This window comes from Enterobacter sp. 940_PEND (genome assembly GCF_001059415.1).
GTDB lineage: Bacteria > Pseudomonadota > Gammaproteobacteria > Enterobacterales > Enterobacteriaceae > Enterobacter > Enterobacter cloacae_M.
In genome coordinates, this window is record NZ_JUMS01000058.1 from 81291 (window position 1) to 107687 (window position 26397).

Consider the following 26397-nt stretch of genomic DNA (forward strand, 5'->3'; position numbering starts at 1 on the left):
TAGCCATCAGGATCCCGTAAGGCTATGCTTCATTCAGCACGATAATAATTACAGAGGCAATGTCATGGATAAAGAACTACTGGATGCAGGTTACCGGGTCTATACCGGCGAGAAAATTGACGTTTACTTCAATACCGGGATCTGCAAACACTCAGGTAACTGCGTGCGTGGGAGCGCAAAGCTGTTTAATCTGAAACGTAAGCCGTGGATCATTCCCGATGAAGTGGACGTTGAAACGGTTGTACGCGTGATTGATACCTGCCCGAGCGGTGCGCTGAAGTATCGCCAAAAATAAGCGAGGAACCATGGATATTCTGGAAGGCCATAACAAGTTTTACGTGAATGATGCGAACGGCAATCAGGTCGCGGAGATTGTCTTCGTACCGACCGGCGAGCACCTGAGCATTATCGAGCACACCGACGTGGATGAGAGCCTGAAAGGGCAGGGCGTCGGTAAACAGCTGGTGGCGAAAGTGGTGGAGAAGATGCGCGGTGAGAATCGCAAAATTATCCCGCTGTGCCCGTTCGCGAAGCATGAGTTTGATAAAACGCGGGAATATGACGATATTCGGGCGTAAATAACACCGGCGATGGCCGGTGTTATTTTATCTTACCTGCTCAAACAGCAATACCATCGCGATCAGCACCATTATCCCTCCTGACGCCATGCTTACCAGACGCGCCGCCTGTGGCCGGGTCGCCAGTACCGCTTTCGAACCATACCCCACCAGCAGATAGACCAGCGTGCAGGTGATAAGGTGCATCACGCCAAGCGCGGACATCTGCTTCGCTATCGACCAGCTTCCGGTCGGGTCGGTGAACTGCGGAAGCAGCGCCAGGAAAAGTAAAAAAACTTTCGGGTTAAGACCGCTAATGCAGAGCCCTTTCACCGCCCACTGCCTCCAGTTTCCCCCATGATGGGGGGCCTTTTCCGGTGCGGCAGGGTGACGCAACAGTCCGATGCCAAGCCACAGGAGATACGCGGCCCCCGCGACGGTCAGCCCGGTTAACGCCATCGGGTGTTGAGCAATCACTACGCCCACGCCAGCCACCACAATCAGCGTGGCTAACAGATGCCCGGACATTAACCCCATCACCGCCGGTACCACGCGTCGCCCGTTAATCCCGGCGCTAATGGCGTAGGCCCAGTCGGCGCCTGGCGTCATGATAAGCAGAAAAGAAACCACCCAAAAGCCGGCCACAATACTCATTTCCATCGTCCTGAAGACTCCCGCAGTGCGTCAAAGGTTGAGAAAAAGAATATCGCTAACCCTGCGAAATAGGCTTTCAATGTTATGCTCATAACACCGTGAAATTGAGAAAATCTTCCACATGGATAGCATCGATCGAAAAATTCTTGCTGAGCTACAGTCTGATGGCCGCTTATCCCTGACCGAGCTGGCGGAAAGAGTGAATCTGAGCCTCTCGCCGTGCCATCGTCGCGTGAGGGCGCTGGAGCAAAGCGGGGCCATAACGGGATACCGTGCCAGCCTCGACCCCGCCAAAATGGGATTCAACTTCCTGGCGATAGTATTTGCGACGCTGAAGGAGGGTGACCGTAAGGCGGTTAGCGCGTTTGAAGCGGCGGTGGAGGAAATTCCGCAGATCGTGCTGGCACAGCGCCTGTTTGGCGATCCCGATTATCTGATGCACGTCGTGACCCGCGACCTCTCCGCTTTCCAGAAGCTCTACGACGAGAAGCTCTCCGCCATGCCCGGCGTGCAGCATCTTCGCTCTACGCTTGTCATGAAAACTGTGGTGCAGGACAGGCCTTTTCCGCTGGAATCAGCTGGGCGAGACTGAGAGGCATGCCCGGCAGAACGCCGGGCATGCAGGGCGTTTAGCCGACAAACATCACCGATACGCACAGCACGCCGACGATCAGCGTCAGCAGGTTGCCAATGGAGCGGTACTGTTTCAGGGAGGGGATCAGATACGTCGACAGCGTCGGCATGATAAACAGGATCATGGCGATAAGCGGGCCGCTGATGGCGTAAATCATCGAAATGGCGTTCGGGTTAATGCAGCAGACGGCAAAGGTGATTAACGACACTCCCATAATGGAAATCGCGCGGTTGAAGGCGCGGCTCTTTTTCACCCCCACCTGGTTCAGCGACGACTTCACGATCTCCGTCGCCCCTTCAATCACCCCAAAATAGGTGCCGAGAAACGATTTCGACATCGCAATAATCGCCACGATAATCCCGGAAATGCCCAGCCACGCCGGAGAAGAAGGCATCATCGACAGCGCGGACAGGATCGTTACCCCTTGCTCTTTGGCGGCCACAATGTACGACGGCGGAATTGAGAGCAGGCAGCTGAAGACAAAAAACAGCACGCTCAGGCAGATGATCAGGTAAGCCACCTTCATGATTTTCTTGCATTTATCCATAGCGCCGTCAGCAAACTTCTCACGACGGTCAACGGCAAACGTTGAGATAATCGGGGTATGGCTGAACGCAAACACCATCACCGGAATCGAAATCCAGACCTGGTGCAGCGTGTGGCGATCGACGGCCATCTGGCTGGTCAGCAGCGAGGGTTGCCAGCTGCCGATCAGATAGAGCGAGACAAACAGGAAATAGGCAATCAGCGGAAACACCAGGAAGCCCATCACTTTTATCGTGATATGCCGTCCCATCAGGAAGATCAGATTCAGGACCAGCACCACGCCAAGGCTGACCAGCACGCGAACGGCGGTATCCACCGTCAGGTGTTTCGCCAGCTGTTCCGTGAGCGAGTTGGTGATGGCCACCGCATAAATCTGCACCACCACAAAGAAGGCGATGAAATAGAGCGTGGTGATCAGGTTGCCGATCTTCCGGCCGTAATAGTGCGAAACGGCGCCGGTGATCCCTTCGTTGCCTTTCGTTTTCGACGAGAGGATAAATTGCGCCAGCGCTCTGTGCGGCCAGTAGGTTAAGGGATAGGCCACGAGGGCGGTAATAAACAGGACGATTGCGCCTGCGGAGCCCAGCTGAATGGGCAAGAACAGCGTTCCTGCGCCCACGGCCGTGCCATAGAGAGCGAAACTCCAGAGAGTCTCATCTTTTGACCAAATTTTCGACATTAGAGCAACGTATCAACTATCAAACCATCGGAATGGCGTGCAATTTACCATAGTTATGCCTGAAGAGCGCAGTTGCTTCGACGGAGTTTGGCCGGAACGGGCGTCCGGCCAGAGGCGGTTTAGCCTGCCAGGGCGCGCCGTTGCTGGCGACGCTTAAGAAATTTCTCGCGCAGGCTATCGTACGCCCAGTTATAGAACATGGTGTACGGCAGGAAGAACAGGAAGAAACCTATTTCCAGCGTGAATGCCTGAAGCAGGGTAACGCCCAGCACGGCGGCGACAATCGACACGCCAATCACAATAAACCCGCATTCGAACCCCAGCGCATGCAGCGCACGGACTTTTGCGGTACGTTTGACGCGCTGAACGGGCCAGAAACGGTCGAAGCCAAAGTTATAAATAATGTTCCACAGCATGGCGGTGGTGGCCAGAATAATGGTCAATCCCCCCATCTCCACCACGGAACGCTGCATTAGCCACGCCGCCGTAGGGGCGAGGATCGCCGTAGCAATCCCTTCGAAACAGACAGCATGAAAGATCCGCTCCGGCAGCTTACGTTGGAGTGCATCCTGATGTTGCATAGTCATAGACCTCATTAATTCGCCGGTATGGGCGTTGATGCAGCCTATTTTTATCGCTATAGCTGATATATTAAAGATAGTATCCATCGCTAAAGTAGATAGGTTATGCGCTATTCACCCGAAGCCCTTACCGCGTTTGTCGAGACCGTTGCGGCGGGCTCTTTTTCTGCTGCTGCACGCCGGCTGCGTAAAAGCCAGTCGACGATCAGCACGTCCATTGCCAATCTTGAAGTCGATCTCGGTTTCGAGCTGTTTGACCGCTCGGCGCGTCAGCCGGTGTTAACGGTCCAGGGAGAACAGGTGCTGGGCTACGTGCAGGCTATCCTGGCCGCCAGCACGCGGCTGGACGAGCTGGCGGTGTCGCTAACGGCGAAAACGGAAGCGCGTCTGACGTTTGTTCTTTCCGATACCCTTAACCCGGACGTGCTGGAAGAGATGATGAAACAGTTTGACGCGCGTTTTCCCCATACGGAATTCGAATGTCTGATTGGCGAGGAAGAGGACGTGATCGATCTGCTGCAAAAGGAGCGCGCGCAGGTTGGCCTGACGGAAGCGCGCGACGGTTACCCTACGGATATTGGCGTCACCCGGTTGCCGATGCAGACCCGCATGGCGATCTACGTCGCGACCACGCATCCGCTGGCCGGACAACATGACGTTCAGCATGACGAGCTGCACGGCTGGCGGGAGCTGCGGCTCAGCACCTATCTTGAGCGCGAGGCTGAGATCGCGCGCGGGCCCGTCTGGTCAGCGCCGAATTACCTGTTACTCTTGAGTATGGCGGTACAGGGATTTGGCTGGTGCGTGCTGCCGTGTGCGCTGGTGGATGAATTTGCCGCCGCGAAATCCCTGGTACAGCTCAATGTTCCCGGCTGGCCGCGGGCGATCGGCATCGATCTGCTGTGGAATAAACGATCCCCTCCCGGCGTTGCCGGAAGCTGGCTACGGCAGTATCTGCAGGATGCGCGCTGATCCTTGTGATTAAACTCACTATTTTTAAACAATTAAGATAATTGCCAGTAACAATCCTCTACTATCGTCATGTCATTTAACACAGAGGTCGTGATGAAAGATGTCGTTATAGTGGGTGCGTTGCGTACAGCTATCGGCTGTTTTCAGGGATCGCTCGCGCGTCACTCGGCGGTTGAGCTGGGTAGCGTGGTGGTAAAAGCGCTGGTGGAACGTAGCGGGATCGCAGCACATGAAGTTGATGAGGTGATTCTGGGCCAGGTCCTCACGGCCGGTGCCGGGCAAAACCCTGCGCGTCAGGCGGCGCTGAAGGGCGGGCTGCCCAATACCGTCTCCGCTATCACCATCAACGACGTCTGTGGTTCTGGATTAAAAGCGCTGCATCTCGCGACGCAGGCCATTCAGTGTGGTGAGGCGGACGTGATCATCGCGGGCGGGCAGGAGAACATGAGCCGCGCGCCGCACGTGTTGACCGACAGCCGTACCGGCGCACAGCTGGGCAACAGCCAGCTGCTCGACAGCCTGGTGCATGACGGGCTGTGGGATGCGTTCAATGACTATCATATGGGCGTGACGGCGGAAAACCTGGCGCGCGAGTACGGCATCAGCCGTGAGGTGCAGGATGCCTATGCGCTAAGCTCGCAGCAAAAAGCGCGTGCGGCGATTGATTCCGGTCGCTTTCGCGACGAAATTGTCCCGGTCAGCACGCAGCGTCAGAGCGGCGAGCGTATCCTCGTGGATACCGATGAACAGCCGCGCACCGACGCCAGCGCAGAAGGCCTGGCGAGGCTGAACCCCGCGTTTGAAATGCAGGGCTCGGTGACGGCGGGAAATGCCTCTTCCATTAACGACGGCGCTGCCGCCGTGATGATGATGAGCGAAAGCAAAGCCCTTGAACTCGATCTTCCGGTCCTGGCCCGCATTAAAGCATTCGCCAGCGTGGGGGTTGATCCTGCGCTAATGGGGATCGCACCGGTCTACGCTACCCGCCGCTGCCTGGAGCGCGCGGGCTGGCAGCTTTCGGATGTGGATCTGATCGAAGTGAACGAAGCCTATGCCGCGCAGGCGATCTCCGTCGGAAAAATGCTGGAGTGGGATCCTCTGCGGGTCAACGTTAACGGCGGCGCGATCGCGCTGGGGCATCCTATCGGTGCGTCCGGCTGCCGGATCCTGGTTTCGCTGGTCCACGAAATGAAAAAACGTAATGCCCGCAAAGGGATTGCCACACTCTGTATAGGCGGCGGGCAAGGGGTGGCGCTGGCCATCGAACGCTAACCTCTTCTCAAACAAAATGACCTCCTCCGGGAGGTTTTTTTTCGCGTCCTTTTTCTCCCGGCGGTTGAATTGTGATCCGAACATCATTTCCGCTATAAACAAAAATAAAAATGAAACGTTGTTTTAAATATAATTGAAAAGCCCACTTTATGCCGATAGTATGTGCTCATTATGAAAAACGGAACGCTGTTTCGTTTATTTCCGCCTTCGGGCATGACCACATCTGGAGGTTACCGTGGACGTCAGAGAAAGCATCCACAGTGCGCACGCCAAAACGCTCGATACTCAGGGGCTGCGCAATGCATTTTTAGTCGAGCAGGTATTCGAGGCCGACAGGTACACCATGGTTTACAGCCATATCGACCGCATTATTGTGGGCGGGGTTATGCCCGTCACGAAAAGCGTCTCCGTGGGCGGTGAAGTCGGTAAACAACTGGGCGTGAGCTACTTCCTTGAGCGTCGCGAACTCGGCGTGATTAACATCGGCGGGCCGGGCACCATCATCGTAGACGGACACTGCTATGAGATTGGCCATCGCGAGGCGCTGTACGTGGGTAAAGGGGCGAAAGACGTGGTCTTTGCCAGCATCGACGGCAGCAGGCCAGCGAAGTTTTACTACAACTGCGCGCCGGCTCACGCCACCTGCCCAACCAGAAAAGTGACCCCGGCAGACGTCGCGCCTGTGACGCTGGGCGACAACCTCACCAGCAACCGCCGCACCATCAATAAATACTTCGTGCCGGACGTGCTGGAGACCTGCCAGCTCAGCATGGGGTTGACCGAGCTTGCGCCGGGCAACCTGTGGAACACCATGCCGTGCCATACCCACGAGCGCCGCATGGAAGTCTACTTCTACTTCAATATGGATGAGGACGCCTGCGTGTTCCACATGATGGGACAGCCGCAGGAAACGCGCCATATCGTGATGCACAACGAGCAGGCGGTGATTTCACCGAGCTGGTCCATCCACTCCGGCGTAGGGACGAAAGCCTACACCTTTATCTGGGGAATGGTGGGTGAAAACCAGGTCTTTGATGATATGGACCACGTTGCGGTCGGCGATCTGCGCTAGTCGCGGGCGGTGAAGCATAAACCTGCCTGTGAGTGACAGGCTCTGAAAGAGTAAGGAATAAACATGATTCTGGATGCATTCTCTCTGCAGGGGAAAGTGGCGGTGGTTTCCGGGTGTGACACCGGGCTGGGTCAGGGCATGGCGTTAGGCCTGGCGGAAGCGGGCTGCGATATCGTCGGGATTAATATCGTTGAGCCTACGGAAACCATCGAGCGCGTGACGGCTCTTGGGCGCCGTTTCCTGAGCCTGACCGCCGACCTGCGTAAAATCGATACCATTCCTGAACTGCTGGACCGCGCGGTGGCTGAATTCGGTCATATCGACATTCTGGTGAACAACGCCGGGCTGATCCGCCGTGAAGATGCGATCAACTTCAGCGAACGCGACTGGGACGACGTGATGGATTTGAACATCAAGAGCGTATTTTTCATGTCCCAGGCGGCGGCGAAGCACTTTATCGCGCAGGGAAAAGGCGGCAAAATCATCAATATTGCCTCTATGCTCTCGTTCCAGGGCGGCATCCGCGTGCCGTCGTACACCGCGTCCAAAAGCGCCGTAATGGGCGTGACCCGCCTGCTGGCAAACGAATGGGCGAAACATAACATCAACGTGAATGCGATTGCGCCGGGCTACATGGCGACGAACAACACGCAGCAGCTGCGTGCGGACGAGCAGCGTAGCGCGGAAATCCTCGACCGCATTCCGGCAGGACGCTGGGGTCTGCCGAGCGATCTGATGGGGCCGATTGTCTTCCTGGCCTCCTCCGCATCGGATTACATCAACGGCTACACCGTGGCTGTAGACGGTGGCTGGCTGGCGCGTTAATTCCACCCGTATTAAGAACCTCTGCCCGTGGGCGGAGGTTTTTTTGCGCAATAATTGGCTTAGTCCATATCGATAAAGATGAAAAATCCATACTAAAAAATCACTAATGACGGCAATCACACTTTTATTGCTTAAATATTAACTGATTAGTAAAAATACGTGATTATTCGCCACGAGTTGAAATTGTAATATCCATCACAGAACCGTATGCCGTAGCGGAATAATCCATAACTTCGCGATTTCCGGCCTGACACTTTTCCTCGCTTTCTCGTAATTTCAGTTAACGAATTTTGCTGTTGAGGCAGGAAAAATATGACATCGATAAATGACTCTACCCTAATGCCCGCTGCGCTGCGCGATACTCGCCGCATGAACCAGTTTGTCTCCATTGCCGCCGCCGTGGCGGGCCTGTTATTTGGACTGGATATCGGCGTCATTGCCGGCGCATTACCGTTTATTACCGATCACTTTACCCTCAGCAGTCGCCTGCAGGAGTGGGTGGTGAGCAGCATGATGCTCGGCGCGGCCATCGGTGCGCTGTTCAACGGCTGGCTGTCGTTCCGTCTGGGGCGCAAATATAGCCTGATGGTCGGGGCAATTCTGTTCGTTGCCGGCTCCATTGGCTCGGCGTTTGCCGCTAACGTTGAAATCCTCCTGCTCTCCCGCGTGCTGCTGGGCGTGGCTGTGGGGATTGCGTCCTACACGGCGCCGCTTTATCTCTCCGAAATGGCGAGTGAAAACGTGCGCGGCAAGATGATCAGCATGTATCAGCTGATGGTCACGCTGGGTATTGTGCTGGCGTTCCTGTCTGATACCTACTTCAGCTACAGCGGCAACTGGCGCGCGATGCTGGGCGTGCTGGCCTTACCTGCACTGGTGCTGATCGTCCTGGTGATTTTCCTGCCAAACAGTCCGCGCTGGCTGGCGCAAAAAGGGCGTCACGTGGAGGCGGAAGAGGTCCTGCGCATGCTGCGCGATACCTCGGAAAAAGCGCGCGAAGAGCTGAACGACATCCGCGAAAGCCTGAAGTTAAAGCAGGGCGGCTGGGCGCTATTTAAGATCAACCGCAACGTGCGCCGCGCGGTCTTCCTCGGCATGTTGCTGCAGGCGATGCAGCAGTTCACCGGGATGAACATCATCATGTACTACGCGCCGCGCATTTTCAAAATGGCCGGGTTTACCACTACGGAACAGCAGATGATCGCGACCCTGGTGGTCGGGCTGACCTTCATGTTCGCCACCTTTATTGCCGTGTTCACCGTGGACAAGGCGGGCCGCAAACCGGCGCTGAAGATTGGCTTCAGCGTGATGGCGCTCGGCACGCTGATCCTCGGCTACTGCCTGATGCAGTTTGATAACGGCACGGCCTCAAGCGGGCTTTCCTGGCTTTCTGTCGGTATGACCATGATGTGTATCGCAGGTTACGCGATGAGCGCCGCGCCCGTGGTGTGGATCCTGTGCTCCGAAATTCAGCCGCTCAAATGCCGTGATTTTGGCATCACCTGCTCCACGACCACCAACTGGGTATCGAACATGATCATCGGCGCGACCTTCCTGACGCTGCTGGACGCGATTGGCGCAGCGGGAACGTTCTGGCTCTATACGGTGCTGAACGTGGCGTTTATTGGCGTCACGTTCTGGCTGATCCCGGAAACCAAAGGCGTGACGCTGGAACATATCGAGCGCAAGCTGATGGCAGGGGAGAAACTGCGGAATATCGGCGTGCGATCGTAATGCCTGTTTAAGCGTTCAACACAAGTCAGAGTTGGTAAAATGGTTAGTCATTACAATAATAACGTAATGAAATTCACTACCAACTCTGGCAGGGAAGGATGAATAGAGGGATTTGAACTTAGGATAATTCTTAGGATAATGTATCATCGGAACACCGCTGTTATTTGCGCAACATGAAACGCATCCTAAAAAGAAGAATGTCTATGTCTGAGATGGATATCAAAAAAAGCACCGATCTTGATTTTCCCCGTTATACCTCCCCGGCAATACACGCTAAAGAAATTGATCTTTTCGGTTTATTAGCGGTCCTTTTGGCGGCCAAAAAACGCATTGTCACCATTACCCTTGCTTTTGCACTGGCGGGGCTGGCCATTTCATTTTTACTGCCGCAGAAGTGGACCAGCAAAGCGGTGATCACTCCGGCAGAACAGTCGCAGTGGAACCCGCTGCGCCAGATGATGGTGGCGTTACAGGTGCTTGATGTGGACGTGAAGATTACCCGTCCGGAAGTCTTTGACCTGTTCATTAAAAAGTTTCAGTCGCAGTCATTGCTTGAAGAGTATCTGAAATCCTCTTCTTACGTGATGTCGCAGCTTAAAGACACGGAGGTGGATCCGCTTGAGCTGCATCGGGCGATAGTCAACATCTCAGACAGAATGGTAGCGGTGAATAACGCTCAGGGAAAAGACGCGGATAAAATCCCCTATGTCTCCTGGACATTAAGCTTCACTGCGCCGACGGCAGGCGATGCGCAAAACGTTCTGGAGGGATATATCGATTATATCGCGGCTATCGTCGAAAAAGAGACGGTACAGAATATCCGCAACCAGATCGCCCTGAAAACGAACGTGGTTGCGCAGCAGCTGGAACTGGATCGCGTCCGTCTGACCAATGTTCATAATACCAACCTGCAGCGGCTGAATTATTCCCTGGAAGTCGCGAATGCCGCCGGCATCAAGAAGCCGGTTTACAGCAACGGGCAGGCGGTAAAAGACGATCCGGATTACTCCGTTGCGCTCGGCGCTGACGGTATCGCGCAAAAGCTGCAGATCGAAAAAAATCTGAAGGACGTGACCGAGCTGAATGCGGATTTCCAGAACCGGGAATACCACCTCGCACAGCTGAAAAAGCTCTCCTTTGCTGATGTTAAACTTGAGCCATTCCGGTACCAGCTCTCTCCTTCCATGCCGGTGAAAAAGGATGGTCCGGGCAAGGCCCTGATTGTCGTTCTGGCGGCGCTCCTGGGCGGCCTGTTTGCCTGCGGTAGCGTTTTACTGCGCGAGGCGATGCTCACCCGTAATCCACTCCCCGAGCCGGTGACGGAATAAACGCTGCAGTTTAAGAAGGTGCTGAACAGAGCGCCTTTTTTTATTGGCATCGGTTGTGTTAAAAGAAGAAACCAACGAAAAGGGGGGATGATGAAAACGATCGGCCTCTTAGGTGGAATGAGCTGGGAATCGACAATCCCTTATTATCGTCTGATTAACGAAGGGGTAAAGCAGCGTCTGGGTGGTCTGCACTCCGCAAGCCTGCTGCTGCACAGCGTTGATTTCCATGAAATTGAAGCCTGCCAGTCGAGCGGGGAGTGGGATAAAGCCGGGGAGATCCTGGCCCAGGCGGCGCTGGGGCTGGAGCGCGCCGGCGCCGAGGGTATCGTGCTTTGTACCAATACCATGCACAAAGTGGCGTCGCATATTGAGGAGCGCTGTTCGCTGCCGTTTCTGCATATCGCGGACGCAACCGGGCGTACGATTGCAGCATCCGGGATGCGCCGCGTAGCGCTTTTGGGGACACGCTACACCATGGAACAGGATTTTTATCGTGGACGTTTGCACAGCGAATTTGGGATCGAGAGCCTGATCCCGAATGAAGAAGATCGGGCGCGCATCAATCAGATTATCTTTGACGAGCTCTGCCTCGGTACCTTCACCGAATCTTCCCGCGCGTATTACGTCAGCGTCATCGATAAACTCGCGCAGCAGGGGGCTGAAGGCGCGATCTTCGGCTGCACCGAGATTGGCCTGCTGGTGCCAGCCGAGCGAAGCCCCGTCCCGGTATTCGATACCACCGCCATCCATGCCGCGGATGCCGTGGCGTTTATGCTGTCATAACGGGTTTTGCAGGTCAGGTAAGCGAAGCGCCACCTGGCGCGCGTGCTCCGTTAAGTGTTCGGTGAACGCGTCCACCAGCGCGGAAGCCGGACGGTGCAGCGGGCGGATCAGGCTCACGGTGAACGGGACGGAGACGCTAAAGCGGCGGATGACAATCCCGCTTCCGGCATAGTCCAGCGCCGTGAGCGGATTCACCACCGCGACGCCGACCCCTGCACGCACCATCGCGCAAATCGAAGCCGCGCTGTGCGTTTCCACCACCATTCGCCGTTTGACCTGATGCTCGGCAAACAGCGCATCCAGCAGCTGTCTGTAGCTGTCTGTCTGCGACAGGCTAATGTAGTTTTCCCCGTGGAAATCCTCCGGTGTGAGCACCGCCTTACCGGCAAGCCGATGCCCTGCGGGCAAAACGCACACTTCATCTAACGAGATCAGCTCCGTGCGCGCCGTTCCCGCCGGCGTGGAGAGGGTTTCAGTTAAGCCTAAATCATGACGCTGGGCCGAAAGCCACTCTTCAAGCAGGGGGGATTCCTGAGGCACGATGGTGAGGCTGACCTCCGGGTATCGGGCCAGAAAAGGCTGCAGCAGCATCGGCAAAAAGGATTGCGAAAAGACGGGCAGGCAGACGATCGACAGCTCGCCCTGGCGAAACTCGCGCAGGCTTTCCGCAGCACTCACTATTCTGTCCAGTCCGTACCAGGAGCGCTGGACTTCCTCGAACAGGCGCAACCCCTGCACCGTAGGGTGAAGCCTGCCCCGGGTGCGCTCGAACAGCTTCAGCCCCAGCACTTTCTCGAAGCGGGCCAGCTCGCGGCTCACCGTCGGCTGCGAGGTATGCAGCATCTGTGCGGCTTCGGTGAGATTGCCGGTAGTCATCACGGCGTGAAAAATCTCGATGTGGCGTAAATTGACGGCGGGCATAGGGCACCTGAAAGCAGATTACTGTCCATATCATTTTTGCATAGACTCGCGATAAAACGATATTTTTTATTCTCTTCGCGCTGTGGCGTAATCATCAAAACGCATTTACCTGGAGAAGACCATGCCACGCCCGCTGAACCAGACCGATACCGATTTGAACGCCGACAACCTGCTGCGCCTGCCTGCCGAGTTTGGCTGTCCGGTGTGGGTCTACGACGCGCAGATCGTTCGCGAGAAGATCGCCGCCCTGCATCAGTTTGACGTGGTGCGTTTTGCCCAGAAGGCCTGCTCCAATATTCATATTCTGCGCCTGATGCGTGAGCAGGGCGTGAAGGTTGACTCCGTTTCACTCGGCGAAATCGAGCGCGCGCTGGCGGCCGGATACGATCCAAAAGCCGACAGCGACGCGATCGTCTTTACTGCCGATGTGATCGACGATGCGACGCTTGCGCGCGTCCACGAACTGCAGATCCCGGTGAATGCCGGTTCTGTAGATATGCTGGATCAGCTGGGTCAGGTTTCTCCCGGCCATCGCGTCTGGCTGCGCGTGAACCCGGGCTTTGGTCATGGTCACAGCCAAAAAACCAATACCGGCGGTGAAAACAGCAAGCACGGGATCTGGTATGCCGATATGCCTGCCGCGCTGGAGGTATTACAGCGCTACGGCCTGAAGCTGGTGGGTATTCATATGCACATTGGCTCTGGCGTCGATTACGGCCACCTGGAGCAGGTGTGCGGTGCGATGGTGCGCCAGGTTGTCGACTTCGGCCAGGATCTGGAGGCGATCTCAGCCGGTGGCGGTCTCTCCATTCCTTATCGCGAAGGCGAAGAGGCGATCGATACCGATCACTACTACGGTCTGTGGAGCGCCGCGCGTGACCAAATCGCCGCGCATCTGGGCCACTCGGTGAAGCTGGAAATTGAGCCGGGTCGTTTCCTGGTGGCGGAAGCCGGCGTGCTGGTTTCGCAGGTGCGCAGCGTAAAAGAGATGGGGTCTCGCCACTTCGTATTGATTGATGCAGGCTTTAACGATCTGATGCGTCCGTCCATGTACGGCAGCTATCACCACATTACCGCCCTGGCCGCCGACGGCCGTGATTTAACGCAGGCGCCGCGCGTTGAGACGGTCGTTGCGGGCCCGCTGTGCGAATCGGGTGACGTGTTTACCCAGCAGGAAGGCGGCAAAGTGGAGACCCGCGCGCTGCCAGAGGTCAAACCGGGTGATTATCTTGTGCTGCATGATACCGGTGCCTACGGGGCGTCGATGTCATCTAACTACAACAGTCGCCCGCTGCTGCCGGAAGTGCTGTTTGATAACGGCAAGGCACGGCTGATCCGTCGTCGTCAGACCATTCAGGAACTGCTGGCTTTAGAACTCATCTGATGAAAGTATGGCCCCGTTGTAACCGAATCGCGTAACACCAGCGTGCCGGTAAACGGCGGGATGGCATCGACCGGCTGGTTTTTTGCCAGCCGGATCGCCTGATCGATGGCCGTGACAATCATGTTGTCGATGGGCAGATAAACCGATGAGAGCGCAGGCTCCAGCCATTTCGCGCTTGGGGCATCGTCAAAGCCGAACAGTGAAATATCCTGCGGAATTTTAAGCCCTGCCTGGTGTAACGCTTTGGACGCCCCCAGGGCCATATCGTCGTTACAGGCAAACAGGGCGCTAAACGGCACACCGTCGACAATCAATTCCTTGCACAGCTCGTATCCCCGCGTCATTCCCGCATCGCCGTACTTTATCCGACGCTCGTCCAGGCGAATGCCGTGCTTTTCCAGCGCCTTACGGTAGCCCATCAGCCGCGCTTTCCCGGTTGGGGTGTGGATCGGAACGGTGATACAGGCGATCTCCCGATGGCCCTGGGCGATCAGGTAATCCACGGCCTTAAACGCGGCATCCTGCTGTTCGAAAAACACGCAGCGATCTGGCGCCTGGCTCACTTCGCGGTTAATGACCACCAGCGGCGTTTTCACGGTGTTCATCAGTTTGACGATCGCTTTTTCGCTCATGTAGCGCGTGTAAAGCACGATGGCATCGCACTGGCGATCGGCCAGCATCTGCACCGCCTGTTCTTCCTGTTCCGGCGCGTCGTGACCGTCGGTGACGATCAGCTGTTTCCCGTGAGTTTCCGTCTGCCGCGACGCCTGCTGGAGAAGACGACCAAAGTAAAAGCCGTCGAAGGTCGAGACGACCAGGCCAATGCTGTTGCTGGTCTGGTTAGCCAGCGAACGCGCGAGAAAGTTCGGGCGATAGCCCAGCTCTTCCATCGCAGCAAAGACCTGCTGACGCGTACTCTCTTTAACCTGACCTGTGCCGTTCAGCACGCGCGAGACGGTAGCCTTCGACACGCCCGCACGCAGTGAGACATCCAGCATTGTTGCCATTCTACATTCCTGCTTCCACGTAATGATTTGCAGTTTAACACAGACCTCACGGCGTATAAGCGATGCGGGAAGCGCAAAACTTCTGCCACGATCACGCTTTTTGGTCACGATCCGTCATGCATGCCTGAAGTAAAACTAAATAGTCTGACTCTGGTAAAGTAATCGCCGAACCGAGCTGGGGCGACAGGCCAGCAAATAGATGAGAAAACGCAGGTGAAACGTGAAAAAGATAGCTATCCTCCCGCTTTACCAGGCACCGCACTATGCGGAGCAGGTCACCGACTGGCTCTGGCAGGCCTTTGGCGAAGGGCTTTCCCGGGAATTTTTCCACAGCATTATTGAGCATAGCCAGACGCCGGGAGCATTACCGCTGACCTTTATCGCCGTTGAAGACGAAAAGCTTGTTGGTACGGTAGGGCTCTGGCGCTGCGATTTGATCACGCGTCAGGATCTCTTTCCGTGGCTGGCGGCGCTCTACGTTGACGACGCGTCGCGAGGCAAGGGGCTGGCAGGAAAGCTACAGCAGCACGTTATTACCTGGGCCGCGCAGGCGGGATATGAAGAACTGCACCTCTGGTCTGCCTGCCGCGACTTCTACGAACGTTACGGCTGGCAGTATATCGGTGATGGGCTGGAATACCCCAACACGCGGGTTCACCTCTATCGTTATTCGCTCTGCGCTTCCGCAGGTGAAGCAACGGAGTGACGGCGAACCAGCGTCGGGCTAAACAGATGCGTAATATCCGGCGGCTGGCGCTGTTCAGCCAGCGCTAGCGCCAGCTCGGCGGCCTGCGTCGCCATGGTGATAATCGGGTAGCGTACGGTGGTCAGCCGCGGGCGCACGTAGCGAGAGACCAGCACGTCGTCGAAGCCAATCAGCGAAATTTCTGCCGGAACCTCAATCCCGTTGTCATTCAGCACCCCCATTGCCCCCGCGGCCATGGAGTCGTTATAGCTGGCAACCGCCGTGAAATTTCGTCCGCGACCCAGCAGCTCGGTCATGGCCTGTTCACCGCCGCTCTCATCCGGCTCACCGTAGGCCACCAGACGATCGTTACACGGCAGGCCGTTTTCGCGCAGGGCGTCGTAGTAGCCCTGCAGGCGGTCTTCCGCATCAGAAATCGGATGATTGGAACAGAGATAGCCAATCCGGGTATGGCCCTGTTGAATCAGATGACGGGTCGCAAGCCAGGCTCCGTAGCGGTCGTCGAGGGCCACACAGCGTTTTTCAAACCCGGGAATAATGCGGTTGATGATCACCATTCCAGGCATCTGCTTCATCAGGTGAATCAGCTCGGCATCCGGGATCATTTTGGCATGAACCACCAGCGCGGCGCAGCGGTGGCGGATCAGCTGCTCGATGGCCTGGCGTTCTTTTTGCTCATTATGATAGCCATTGCCGATCAGCAAAAAATTGCCTGTCTGGTAAGAGACCTGTTCAACCGCTTTCACCATGGCGCCGAAAAAGGGGTCGGAAACATCACCCACTACCAGCCCAATGGTTTCGGTGGACTGCTGGGCGAGCGCGCGGGCATTGGCATTGGGATGATAATTCAGGGATTCCATGGCGGTTTGTACCGCCTGGCGCGATGCGTCACTGGCTTTTGGGGAGTCGTTAATCACTCGAGAGACGGTTGCCACCGACACACCTGCCAGACGGGCCACATCCTTTATTGTCGCCATTCATTACCTTCTTATTGGGGGTAAGCGTTTACACACCAAATAGTGTTGCGGAAAAGCGCCGCGCATTCAAGGGGAGCGGATTTTCGCTCTCCACAAACGTGACGCAGGACAACACTGGTAGTGTAATCGTTACACGCGCAGTCATGTCTGAAGAATGTCAATCTGAACCTTTGGTTACACTTTGCGTCAGGCTGTTGCGATTGTCCGATGGCAAGGATGTTAGAGAGGTTGATACAGTCGAAATCCCAGAGGTATTGATAGGTGGAGTCAACTCCGGTTGATTAACACGCTTACACCAGCCTGCGTTTTTACGCAGGTTTTTTTTTGCCTGAAAGTTCAACCTGTAACAGCAATAGAAAATATTCACACCTGGTTGCACTTCGGCTCATTCCCTTGCGTTTTCCTGCTGGCGAAGCGCAGGTCGAACGACCACAATCAAGATCCCAGAGGTATTGATTGGTGAGAATTCTTAGTACGGTTTCGTACTCATCTCTTGCACCAACCTGCGCGGATGCGCAGGTTTTTTTTCGCCTCCACTTTTGCTGTCGCTCCCGTATCACTTCTCGTGTAATCTGCCACCATTTACTATCAACCCTCCACACTGGCTGGCAAAGGGAGTTGAGATGCTATTTGGGTTCTTCCGTACACTCTTCCGTATTCTTTTTCGCATCCGCGTTACTGGCGATACCCAGGCGCTTCGCGGCGAACGCGTTCTTATCACGCCAAATCATGTTTCCTTTATAGACGGCATTCTGCTGGCGCTATTTTTACCCGTGCGCCCGGTGTTTGCGGTCTATACCTCTATCAGCCAGCAGTGGTACATGCGCTGGCTCACGCCGCTGATTGATTTTGTGCCGCTCGACCCGACAAAGCCGATGATGATTAAGCATCTGGTGCGTCTGGTTGAGCAGGGGCGTCCGGTGGTTATTTTCCCGGAAGGGCGTATCTCCGTGACCGGTTCGCTGATGAAAATCTACGATGGCGCGGGGTTTGTTGCAGCGAAATCAAAAGCGACCGTGGTGCCGCTGCGTATTGAAGGCGCAGAGTTGACCCATTTCAGCCGACTGAAGGGGCTGGTGAAGCAGCGTCTGTTCCCAAAAATCACGCTGCATATTCTGCCGCCCACGTCGTTACCGATGCCGGACGCCCCGCGTGCCCGCGATCGCCGTAAAATCGCCGGGGAAATGCTGCATCAGATTATGATGGAAGCGCGCATGGCCGTGCGTCCGCGCGAAACGCTGTACGAATCTCTGCTTTCCGCGCAGCACCGCTATGGCGCGAAGAAAAACTGCATCGAAGACATCAACTTTACCCCGGATACCTATCGCAAGCTGCTGACTAAGACCCTCTTTGTGGGCCGCATTCTTGAGAAATACAGCATGAAGGGCGAAAAGATTGGCCTGATGCTGCCTAACGCAGGCATCAGCGCGGCGGTGATTTTTGGTGCGGTTTCCCGGGGGCGCATCCCGGCAATGATGAACTACACGGCGGGCGTGAAAGGGCTGACCAGCGCCATCACCGCTGCCCAGATTAATACCGTCTTTACCTCTCGTCAGTTCCTGGACAAAGGCAAGCTCTGGCATCTTCCCGAGCAGCTCACCCAGGTGCGCTGGGTCTTCCTGGAGGATCTGAAAGCGGACGTGACCACCGGCGACAAGCTGTGGATTTTTGCTCACCTGCTGATGCCGCGTCTGGCGCAGGTCAAACAGCAGCCGGAAGATGACGCGATCATTCTCTTCACGTCGGGATCGGAGGGCAACCCGAAAGGCGTCGTCCACAGCCACAAGAGCATTCTGGCGAACGTTGAACAGATCAAAAGCATTGCCGACTTTACCGCGAATGACCGTTTTATGTCGGCGCTGCCGCTGTTCCACTCCTTTGGCCTGACGGTGGGGCTGTTTACGCCGCTGCTGACCGGCGCAGAAGTGTTCCTTTATCCAAGCCCGCTGCATTATCGCATTGTGCCGGAGCTGGTGTATGACCGTAACTGCACCGTTCTGTTCGGCACCTCAACCTTCCTCGGCAACTACGCGCGCTTCGCCAATCCGTATGACTTCTATCGCGTGCGGTATGTGGTGGCCGGTGCGGAAAAACTGCAGGAGAGCACGCGTCAGATCTGGCAGGACAAGTTTGGCCTGCGCATTCTCGAAGGCTATGGCGTTACCGAGTGTGCTCCCGTGGTCTCGATTAACGTACCGATGGCGGCGAAGCCGGGTACTGTTGGCCGAATTCTGCCGGGGATGGATGCGCGTCTGCTGGCCGTGCCGGGCATTGAGGACGGTGGCCGTCTGCAGCTGAAAGGGCCAAACGTGATGAACGGTTATCTGCGCGTGGAAAACCCAGGCGTGCTTGAGGTGCCGACGGCTGAAAACGTCAACGGCGAGGTTGAAACCGGCTGGTACGACACCGGTGATATTGTCCGTTTTGATGAACAAGGCTTTGTACAGATTCAGGGACGCGCGAAGCGCTTCGCCAAAATCGCCGGTGAAATGGTCTCTCTGGAAATGGTTGAGCAGCTGGCGACGGCCGTCTCCGCGGATAAGATGCATGCGACGGTGGTGAAGAGTGATGCCAGCAAAGGCGAGGCGCTGGTGCTGTTTACGACTGACGCTGAGCTTAAGCGCGACAGGTTACTGAGCTATGCGCGTGAACACGGTATTCCTGAACTGGCGGTGCCGCGCGATATTCGCTTCCTGAAGCAGCTCCCGGTGCTGGGTAGCGGGAAGCCCGATTTCGTGACCCTGAAAGGCATGGTTGAAGAGGCGGAACAGCAAAATGCGTGAGTCAGTACACACTAACACATCGCTCAGATCGAAAGGCATGATGGCCGTTATCGCTGCGCAGTTTCTCTCTGCGTTTGGTGATAACGCGCTGCTGTTTGCCACGCTGGCGCTGCTGAAGGCCGAGTTTTACCCCGACTGGAGCCAGCCGATCCTGCAGATGGTGTTTGTGGGCGCTTACATTATCTTTGCTCCGTTCGTCGGGCAGGTGGCGGACAGTTTCCCGAAAGGCCGGGTGATGATGTTTGCCAACGGTCTCAAGCTGCTGGGTGCCGCCAGCATTTGCTTTGGCTTCAATCCGTTTATTGGTTACACGCTGGTGGGCATTGGCGCTGCCGCTTACTCCCCGGCTAAGTACGGCATTCTCGGAGAACTGACCACGGGCGATAAGCTGGTGAAAGCCAACGGCCTGATGGAGTCGTCAACCATCGCCGCAATCCTGCTTGGATCCGTCGCGGGCGGCGTACTGGCCGACTGGCATGTCCTGGCGGCACTGGGCATCTGCGCGGTGGTGTATGGCGGGGCAGTTGTGGCGAACCTGTTTATTCCTAAGCTACCTGTGGCTCGCCCGGGGCAATCCTGGCGCTTTAAACCGATGACAGGCAGTTTCTTTACCGCCTGTCGCGTGCTGTGGCGTAACGGAGAAACGCGTTTCTCCCTGATGGGAACCAGTATGTTTTGGGGGGCGGGCGTCACGCTGCGCTTCCTGCTGGTGCTGTGGGTGCCGGTGGCGCTGGGAATTACCGACAACGCGACGCCGACCTATCTTAACGCGATGGTGGCCATCGGCATTGTGGTGGGAGCTGGCGCGGCGGCGAAGCTGGTGACGCTAGAGACCGTAGCACGCTGCATGCCCGCAGGGATCCTGATTGGCGTCGTGGTGCTGATTTTCTCGCTGCAACATGCATTATTGCCTGCGTATGTCCTCCTCATCCTGATTGGTATTCTGGGCGGTTTCTTCGTGGTGCCGCTGAACGCGTTGCTGCAGGAACGTGGCAAGCAGACCATCGGGGCGGGGAATGCCATCGCGGTACAAAACCTGGGTGAAAACCTGGCGATGCTGCTAATGCTGGGGCTCTACTCGCTGGCGGTAAAAGTCGGTGTGCCGGTGGTGGGGATTGGCGTCGGGTTTGGCGGGCTGTTTGCGCTGGCGATTGCGGGATTGTGGATCTGGCAACGTCGGCGCTGATAAGTGCGGCCTGATGTCCTCACTCTGGCCCTCTCCTACAGGGAGAGGGAGCAAACCCTAAAAACGGCAACGTGCGTTGCCGTTTTGCTTTTATTACGGCGCAGGATACGTATAAACCTGATGCACCGCTTCAATCTCCGCTAACACCTCTTCACTCAGGTTCAGATGGAAACTCTCAATATTGGTTTTCAGCTGTTCCATCGTGGTCGCGCCCAGCAGGGTGCTGGCAACAAACGGCTGACGGCGTACGAAGGCCAGCGCCATCTGGGCAGGGTCAAGACCGTGACGCTTTGCGATATCCACATAGGCGGCAACGGCTTTCTGCGTCTGCTCGCCGCTGTAGCGGGTAAAGCGGCTAAAGAGGGTATTTCGCGCCCCGGCCGGTTTCGCGCCGTTCAGGTATTTCCCCGTCAGCGTGCCAAAGCCGAGACAGGAATAGGCGAGCAGTTCCACTTCTTCATATTGCGTCACTTCGGCCAGACCAACCTCATAGCTACGGTTAAGCAGGCTGTACGGATTCTGGATGGTGACGATACGCGGCAGATCGTGTTTATCCGCCAGGTGCAGATAGCGCATTACGCCAAAGGCCGTTTCGTTAGAGACGCCAATGTAGCGGATTTTTCCCGCGCGCTGGCACTCGGTCAGCGCTTCCAGCGTTTCCAGCAGCGTTACGGCGGGGGCGCTCTCATTCCAGCTATAGCCGAGCTTACCAAAGCAGTTGGTTGGACGCTGCGGCCAGTGCACCTGATACAGGTCGAGGTAGTCGGTTTGCAGGCGCTTCAGGCTGGCGTCCAGTGCGGCGCGGATATTCTTACGATCGAGGATCTGATTCGGGCGGATCCCGGTATCGTTGTTGCGCGCGGGACCACTGACTTTTGAGGCAATCACCAGCTTTTCACGGTTGCCGCGTTTTGCCAGCCAGTTACCGACGTAGGTTTCGGTAAGTCCCTGCGTTTCCGGACGTGGCGGAACAGGGTACATCTCCGCGACATCAATCAGGTTAATCCCCTGGCTGACGGCGTAATCGAGTTGTGCATGGGCATCGGCTTCGCTGTTTTGTTCACCAAATGTCATCGTGCCCAACCCCAGTTGGCTTATTTCCAGAGCGCTGTGGGGGATACGGTGATAATGCATAGCCGGCTTCCTCAGTAGACTTATAGACCGCGTCAGGGCGTGCCCGACAAAGGAATATAAACATGGCAGAGGGGAAGCAAAAGGGGAAGAAAAAAATCAAAAAGGCCAGCAAGCGACTGACCTCTCTCTGTTTATCGCTCGATAATTTGCGATACTTCGTCGCGATTGATCTGCATTTTATTGCCTTCCTGGTCGCGGTAGCTGACCAGACCGGTATCATCGTCGACTTCGGGTTTGCCGTCGGTCAGGATCATTCGACCGTCTTTTGTCGCCATAACGTAATCGCTGCTACAGCCCGATACGGCAAACGCTAAACCGACTGCTGAAACTAACACTGCCCATTTTTTCATCGTTATCGTCCTCATCTGGCGCGTATCAAATCATAGTTTAGTTTTAACCTGATATTGCAACAGGAGGAAGCGGTAAAATCTTAAAAAGCAGTCGATTATGTTTGGGAGCTCGCAAAATAAGTAAAAAACTATGTTTTTAGGAGGAAATGACGTGCCAGGAGTGCGCCGGTGAAATTCTTTTTGAGATAAAAACCGCGCGGCAGCGTCAGTATCGGCTCGCCCTGCGCGCCAATTGCCTCGGTAAGCGCTTTACTGTTGGCCGCTTTCGGGCGCAGCTGTAATACTTCTCCGTGCCGGGCGGTGATGCGCTCTACCTGCCCAAGCACGATCATGTCCATCAGCTCTTCCCAGTCCAGACGCAGCTGTTGCTCCTCATCGTCGTTCGGGCTCCAGAGCAGCGGCGCGCCAACGCGACGCTCAGCCAGCGGGATCTGACGCTCACCTTCAACCGGCACCCACAACACGCGCTTCAGCTTGTGGCGAACGTGGCTGGTTTCCCACGTCACGCCGGTGTTGCCGGTTAATGGCGCAACGCAGACGAAGGTGGTCTCAAGGGGCTTGCCCTGGCTGTCTATGGGGATGGTTTTTAACTCCACGCCAAGCGCTGCAAAATCCTGCTCGGGTTTGCTCCCTGCGCTGGCGCCCAGCCACAGCTCGAGCAGCATGCCGATCCAGCCTTTATCCCGTTTTAGATCCTTCGGGATCTGAAGCCCTGCCATTGCCGCCAGCTCGCCAAGCGAAAAGCCTGCCAGACGCTGTGCCTGCTGTAGCAACTGGCCCTCGCTGGACGGCGGTGAGAGCAAGGGTGTAAGCAGATGCATGAAGGTAACCTTTTGATTAAAAAATAAACGAAGAAATTGTCCCCTGTGGATAGAGTTTAACTATTTCTGTACCAATATTCCATGTATATGATTTATAGGTTTTTTTATTGCTTTTAAATCGTTTCACCAGACTCAGAAAACCGGTTGTTCAAATCTGGTCACTGACAATGAACAGGATCTTACACCATGTTATCCACAGAAAAATGGGATAACTGGGCATAACCCTGACTACTGTTTCAATTTACAGCCTTGACGTGCGATGAAAATCGAATTTTCAAACAAATTGTGACTAACTTATTGGCACAATCTGTGGATAAAACCGACGCTGTTCGATCTTTCATCAGTACGACGATCCCTGATGTGACGATCGTCACGCTATTCTGTTTTTTGTTCATAAAAACACATTTAACTTTATGAAAAATATTGAATTATTTGAATGACTCGAAAGCGTTGGCAAAACAGGGTTTGAGGTTGTTCATCGGTAATCAGACACTTCTTCACAACTATATCCACAGAAAAGGTGAATAAAATTCCCTTCACTGCCTCTCATCTGTTTATAACTCAGTACTTATTTGTGAGTTATTCAAATGTTATTAGGTTGCAGCCCTGTAAGAGAGTGGTTTACCGCCTCCCTGTAGTGTGAAACAATCATTCATATATAAGGTTTAATTTGGGGTAGTCCGGTGATTGATGACGATGGCTACCGCCCGAACGTAGGAATAGTAATTTGTAATCGTCAGGGCCAGGTAATGTGGGCCCGGCGATATGGTCAGCACTCCTGGCAGTTCCCGCAAGGCGGGATCAATCCGGGAGAGTCCCCAGAACAAGCGATGTACCGGGAGCTTTTTGAAGAGGTCGGTTTGAGCCGAAAAGATGTTCGCATCCTGGCTTCGACCCGCAACTGGTTGCGTTACAAGTTACCGAAACGTTTGGTGCGTTGGGACACAAAGCCGGTTTGTATCGGCCAGAAACAGAAGTGGTTTCTGTTGCAGTTGGTGGGCAACGATTCAGACATCAATATGCAAACCAGCAGTACGCCGGAGTTCGATGGCTGGCGCTGGGTGAGCTATTGGTATCCTGTTCGTCAGGTCGTGTCATTTAAACGCGATGTTTACCGTAGGGTGATGAAAGAGTTTGCAAGTGTGGTAATGCAGCTGCAGGAGATCCCGCCTAAGCCGCAGAGCGCACCTGCCTGGCGACGTAAAAGAGGTTAAGCTACGCAAATCATGCTCACCCGCTTGCGAGAAATAGTCGAGAAGGTGGCCAGTGCTCCGCGTCTGAACGAGGCGCTGAATATTCTGGTTACTGACATCTGTCTTGCGATGGAGACCGAGGTCTGTTCGGTATATCTGGCCGACCACGATCGGCGCTGCTATTACCTGATGGCGACCCGTGGTTTGAAAAAACCACGTGGACGCACCGTCACGCTTGCCTTTGATGAAGGTATCGTGGGTCTGGTTGGGCGGCTGGCTGAACCCATCAACCTTGCTGATGCGCAAAAACACCCCAGCTTTAAATACATCCCTTCCGTAAAAGAAGAGCGCTTCCGCGCTTTCCTTGGCGTGCCGATTATCCAGCGTCGCCAGCTGCTCGGCGTGCTGGTAGTCCAGCAGCGCGAGCTACGTCAGTACGATGAAAGCGAAGAGTCTTTCCTCGTCACGCTGGCCACGCAGATGGCGGCGATCCTCTCCCAGTCCCAGCTTGCCGCGCTCTTTGGTCAGTATCGCCATACGCGCATTCGTGCCCTTCCGGCATCGCCAGGCGTAGCGATTGCGGAAGGCTGGATGGACGCCACGCTGCCGCTGATGGAGCAGGTTTACGAAGCCTCTACGCTTGATGAAGCGCTTGAGCGCGAGCGTCTTACCGCTGCGCTGGAAGAGGCGGCGAATGAATTTCGTCGTTACAGCAAGCGTTTTGCCGCAGGCGCACAGAAAGAGACGGCGGCCATCTTCGACCTCTATTCGCATCTGCTCTCCGACGCGCGTCTGCGTCGTGAGCTTTTTGCGGAAGTGGATAAAGGCTCGGTCGCAGAGTGGGCGGTTAAGAAGGTCATCGAAAAATTTGCCGACCAATTTGCGGCACTGACCGACGGTTACCTGAAAGAGCGGGCTGGCGATCTCCGCGCCCTGGGACAGCGTCTGCTGTTCCATCTCGATGACACCATTCAGGGGCCGAATGCCTGGCCAAAACGGTTTGTTCTGGTCGCCGATGAACTCTCGGCAACGACGCTGGCTGAACTGCCCCAGGACAGGCTGGCCGGTGTGGTGGTGCGCGATGGTGCCGCCAACTCGCATGCCGCCATTATGGTGCGCGCGCTGGGTATCCCAACCGTAATGGGGGCCGACATCCAGCCGTCGGTACTGCACCGCCGTACGCTGGTGGTTGACGGCTATCGCGGTGAGCTGCTGGTCGATCCTGAGCCGGTTCTGCTCCAGGAATACCAGCGACTTATCAGCGAAGAGAATGAATTAAGCAAGCTGGCGGAGGATGACGTTAACCTGCCCGCACAGCTTAAGAGCGGAGAGCGGATCAAAGTCATGCTCAACGCCGGTTTAAGCCCTGAGCATGAAGAAAAGCTTGGCAGCCGCATCGACGGTATTGGCCTGTACCGTACTGAAATCCCGTTCATGCTGCAGAGCGGTTTCCCCTCCGAAGAGGAGCAGGTGGCGCAGTATCAGGGGATGCTGCAGATGTTTAACGACAAACCTGTCACCCTGCGAACCCTCGATGTCGGCGCGGATAAACAGCTGCCCTATATGCCGATCAGCGAAGAAAACCCGTGCCTGGGCTGGCGTGGGATCCGCATTACGCTCGATCAGCCGGAGATCTTCCTGATCCAGGTGCGTGCAATGCTGCGCGCCAACGCGGCGACGGGCAATCTCAGCATCTTACTCCCGATGGTCACCAGCATTGATGAGATCGACGAGTCCCGGCGACTGATCGAACGTGCAGGCCGTGAAGTGGAAGAGATGATCGGCTATGCGATCCCGAAACCGCGGATCGGGGTGATGCTTGAAGTGCCGTCTATGGTCTTTATGCTGCCGCAGCTGGCAAACCGTGTTGATTTTATCTCTGTCGGCACGAACGACCTGACGCAATATATTCTGGCCGTCGACCGTAACAACACCCGTGTCGCCAGTATCTACGACAGCCTGCATCCGGCGATCATTCGCGCGTTAGCGATGATTGCCCGTGAAGCGGAACAGTACGGCATTGATTTACGCCTGTGCGGTGAAATGGCCGGGGATTCAATGTGCGTTGCGATCCTGATTGGTCTGGGATACCGCCATCTGTCGATGAACGGTCGCGCTGTCGCCCGCGTGAAGTACCTGCTGCGGCATATCGACATCAACGATGCCCGCGAGCTGGCTGAACGCAGCCTTGACGCGCAGCTGGCAGCAGAGGTTCGTCATCAGGTCGCAGCGTTTATGGAACGACGCGGTATGGGCGGCCTGATCCGCGGCGGCCGCTAATCATCTTTCTGCCTCTCC

General features: G+C 55.8%; 25 protein-coding genes. 16 read left to right on the forward strand and 9 right to left on the reverse strand.

Translation table 11 applies throughout. The features are described 5' to 3' along the window. Positions 1-64 precede the first annotated feature (64 nt). Positions 65-295: a 4Fe-4S mono-cluster protein YjdI gene (gene yjdI, locus ADJ24_RS09365; RefSeq protein WP_023309069.1), complete on the forward strand. Its 231-nt coding sequence runs from the start codon at positions 65-67 to the stop codon at positions 293-295. 10 nt (positions 296-305) lie between these two features. Next, positions 306-578: a GNAT family N-acetyltransferase gene (locus tag ADJ24_RS09370; RefSeq protein ID WP_008499687.1), complete on the forward strand. Its 273-nt coding sequence runs from the start codon at positions 306-308 to the stop codon at positions 576-578. A gap of 27 nt (positions 579-605) precedes the next feature. Here ADJ24_RS09370 and ADJ24_RS09375 read toward each other — a convergent pair whose 3' ends face one another. Further along, positions 606-1217 carry a LysE family translocator gene (locus ADJ24_RS09375; RefSeq protein WP_032667924.1) on the reverse strand — a complete coding sequence of 204 codons (612 nt, stop codon included), beginning with the start codon at positions 1215-1217 and terminating at the stop codon, positions 606-608. 115 nt (positions 1218-1332) lie between these two features. Here ADJ24_RS09375 and ADJ24_RS09380 point away from each other — a divergent pair, with 115 nt between their 5' ends. Continuing rightward, positions 1333-1803: an Lrp/AsnC family transcriptional regulator gene (locus ADJ24_RS09380; RefSeq protein ID WP_023309067.1), complete on the forward strand. Its 471-nt coding sequence runs from the start codon at positions 1333-1335 to the stop codon at positions 1801-1803. A gap of 37 nt (positions 1804-1840) precedes the next feature. On the opposite strand, the gene ADJ24_RS09385 is transcribed toward ADJ24_RS09380, so the two are convergent. Together ADJ24_RS09385 and ADJ24_RS09390 are read right to left on the reverse strand one after the other, a co-directional pair. After that, positions 1841-3070, reverse strand: a complete 1230-nt coding sequence (locus ADJ24_RS09385; protein ID WP_023309066.1) for an amino acid permease — start codon at positions 3068-3070, stop codon at positions 1841-1843. A gap of 119 nt (positions 3071-3189) precedes the next feature. Continuing rightward, positions 3190-3651, reverse strand: coding sequence for a multidrug/biocide efflux PACE transporter (locus ADJ24_RS09390; RefSeq protein WP_023309065.1), 462 nt, complete (start codon positions 3649-3651; stop codon positions 3190-3192). Positions 3652-3756: 105 nt separating this feature from the next. On the opposite strand from ADJ24_RS09390, the gene ADJ24_RS09395 reads away from it, so the two are divergent. The 7 genes from ADJ24_RS09395 to ADJ24_RS09425 all read left to right on the forward strand — a co-directional run bounded on the left by ADJ24_RS09395 (position 3757) and on the right by ADJ24_RS09425 (position 11637). Beyond that, the gene (locus tag ADJ24_RS09395) at positions 3757-4623 is read left to right on the forward strand and encodes a LysR family transcriptional regulator (protein ID WP_023309064.1); all 867 of its coding nucleotides are present in this window, start codon (positions 3757-3759) and stop codon (positions 4621-4623) included. A 93-nt stretch (positions 4624-4716) separates the two neighbouring features. Then, positions 4717-5895 (forward strand): acetyl-CoA C-acetyltransferase, encoded by a 1179-nt coding sequence (locus ADJ24_RS09400; RefSeq protein ID WP_023309063.1) that lies wholly within the window; start codon positions 4717-4719, stop codon positions 5893-5895. Between the two features lie 235 nt (positions 5896-6130). After that, positions 6131-6967, forward strand: coding sequence for a 5-dehydro-4-deoxy-D-glucuronate isomerase (gene kduI, locus ADJ24_RS09405; RefSeq protein ID WP_023309062.1), 837 nt, complete (start codon positions 6131-6133; stop codon positions 6965-6967). A 63-nt stretch (positions 6968-7030) separates the two neighbouring features. Continuing rightward, positions 7031-7792: a 2-dehydro-3-deoxy-D-gluconate 5-dehydrogenase KduD gene (gene kduD, locus ADJ24_RS09410; protein ID WP_023309061.1), complete on the forward strand. Its 762-nt coding sequence runs from the start codon at positions 7031-7033 to the stop codon at positions 7790-7792. 312 nt (positions 7793-8104) lie between these two features. Beyond that, positions 8105-9526 (forward strand): sugar porter family MFS transporter, encoded by a 1422-nt coding sequence (locus ADJ24_RS09415; protein WP_023309060.1) that lies wholly within the window; start codon positions 8105-8107, stop codon positions 9524-9526. A 203-nt stretch (positions 9527-9729) separates the two neighbouring features. Further along, positions 9730-10854: an LPS O-antigen length regulator Wzz(fepE) gene (gene wzz(fepE), locus ADJ24_RS09420; RefSeq protein WP_047743860.1), complete on the forward strand. Its 1125-nt coding sequence runs from the start codon at positions 9730-9732 to the stop codon at positions 10852-10854. Between the two features lie 90 nt (positions 10855-10944). Then, on the forward strand, positions 10945-11637 hold the full coding sequence (locus ADJ24_RS09425) for an aspartate/glutamate racemase (protein ID WP_023309057.1): 693 nt from the start codon (positions 10945-10947) through the stop codon (positions 11635-11637). On the opposite strand, the gene ADJ24_RS09430 is transcribed toward ADJ24_RS09425, so the two are convergent. Continuing rightward, positions 11632-12558, reverse strand: coding sequence for a LysR family transcriptional regulator (locus ADJ24_RS09430; RefSeq protein WP_023309056.1), 927 nt, complete (start codon positions 12556-12558; stop codon positions 11632-11634). The two genes, ADJ24_RS09425 and ADJ24_RS09430, sit on opposite strands and share 6 nt — an antisense overlap. 121 nt (positions 12559-12679) lie before the next feature. Here ADJ24_RS09430 and lysA point away from each other — a divergent pair, with 121 nt between their 5' ends. Then, positions 12680-13942 (forward strand): diaminopimelate decarboxylase, encoded by a 1263-nt coding sequence (gene lysA / locus ADJ24_RS09435; RefSeq protein WP_023309055.1) that lies wholly within the window; start codon positions 12680-12682, stop codon positions 13940-13942. On the opposite strand, the gene ADJ24_RS09440 is transcribed toward lysA, so the two are convergent. Beyond that, the gene (locus ADJ24_RS09440; RefSeq protein ID WP_023309054.1) at positions 13912-14949 is read right to left on the reverse strand and encodes a LacI family DNA-binding transcriptional regulator; all 1038 of its coding nucleotides are present in this window, start codon (positions 14947-14949) and stop codon (positions 13912-13914) included. The two genes, lysA and ADJ24_RS09440, sit on opposite strands and share 31 nt — an antisense overlap. Positions 14950-15178: 229 nt before the next feature. Here ADJ24_RS09440 and ADJ24_RS09445 point away from each other — a divergent pair, with 229 nt between their 5' ends. Next, on the forward strand, positions 15179-15655 hold the full coding sequence (locus tag ADJ24_RS09445; protein WP_032668263.1) for a GNAT family N-acetyltransferase: 477 nt from the start codon (positions 15179-15181) through the stop codon (positions 15653-15655). On the opposite strand, the gene galR is transcribed toward ADJ24_RS09445, so the two are convergent. Next, positions 15616-16632: an HTH-type transcriptional regulator GalR gene (gene galR, locus ADJ24_RS09450; protein ID WP_023309052.1), complete on the reverse strand. Its 1017-nt coding sequence runs from the start codon at positions 16630-16632 to the stop codon at positions 15616-15618. The genes ADJ24_RS09445 and galR overlap by 40 nt on opposite strands. 623 nt (positions 16633-17255) lie before the next feature. On the opposite strand from galR, the gene aas reads away from it, so the two are divergent. Both aas and lplT read left to right on the forward strand, forming a co-directional pair. Then, positions 17256-19415 carry a bifunctional acyl-ACP--phospholipid O-acyltransferase/long-chain-fatty-acid--ACP ligase gene (aas, locus tag ADJ24_RS09455; RefSeq protein ID WP_023309051.1) on the forward strand — a complete coding sequence of 720 codons (2160 nt, stop codon included), beginning with the start codon at positions 17256-17258 and terminating at the stop codon, positions 19413-19415. Further along, complete coding sequence (gene lplT, locus ADJ24_RS09460; protein WP_023309050.1) at positions 19408-20601, forward strand: lysophospholipid transporter LplT; 1194 nt, start codon at positions 19408-19410, stop codon at positions 20599-20601. The genes aas and lplT overlap by 8 nt, the downstream gene beginning before the upstream one ends. Positions 20602-20694: 93 nt before the next feature. Here the strand turns inward: lplT and ADJ24_RS09465 are convergent, their stop codons facing one another. From ADJ24_RS09465 to mutH, 3 genes are all read right to left on the reverse strand, one after another. Next, positions 20695-21735 (reverse strand): NADP(H)-dependent aldo-keto reductase, encoded by a 1041-nt coding sequence (locus ADJ24_RS09465; protein WP_023309049.1) that lies wholly within the window; start codon positions 21733-21735, stop codon positions 20695-20697. A 131-nt stretch (positions 21736-21866) separates the two neighbouring features. Beyond that, complete coding sequence (locus tag ADJ24_RS09470) at positions 21867-22085, reverse strand: YgdI/YgdR family lipoprotein (RefSeq protein ID WP_008499668.1); 219 nt, start codon at positions 22083-22085, stop codon at positions 21867-21869. A 128-nt stretch (positions 22086-22213) separates the two neighbouring features. Further along, positions 22214-22906, reverse strand: a complete 693-nt coding sequence (mutH, locus tag ADJ24_RS09475; protein WP_023309048.1) for a DNA mismatch repair endonuclease MutH — start codon at positions 22904-22906, stop codon at positions 22214-22216. A gap of 683 nt (positions 22907-23589) precedes the next feature. Here mutH and rppH point away from each other — a divergent pair. Together rppH and ptsP are read left to right on the forward strand one after the other, a co-directional pair. After that, complete coding sequence (gene rppH, locus ADJ24_RS09480) at positions 23590-24120, forward strand: RNA pyrophosphohydrolase (protein ID WP_013098553.1); 531 nt, start codon at positions 23590-23592, stop codon at positions 24118-24120. Between the two features lie 12 nt (positions 24121-24132). Further along, positions 24133-26379 (forward strand): phosphoenolpyruvate--protein phosphotransferase, encoded by a 2247-nt coding sequence (gene ptsP, locus ADJ24_RS09485; RefSeq protein WP_023309047.1) that lies wholly within the window; start codon positions 24133-24135, stop codon positions 26377-26379. Positions 26380-26397: the final 18 nt, after the last annotated feature.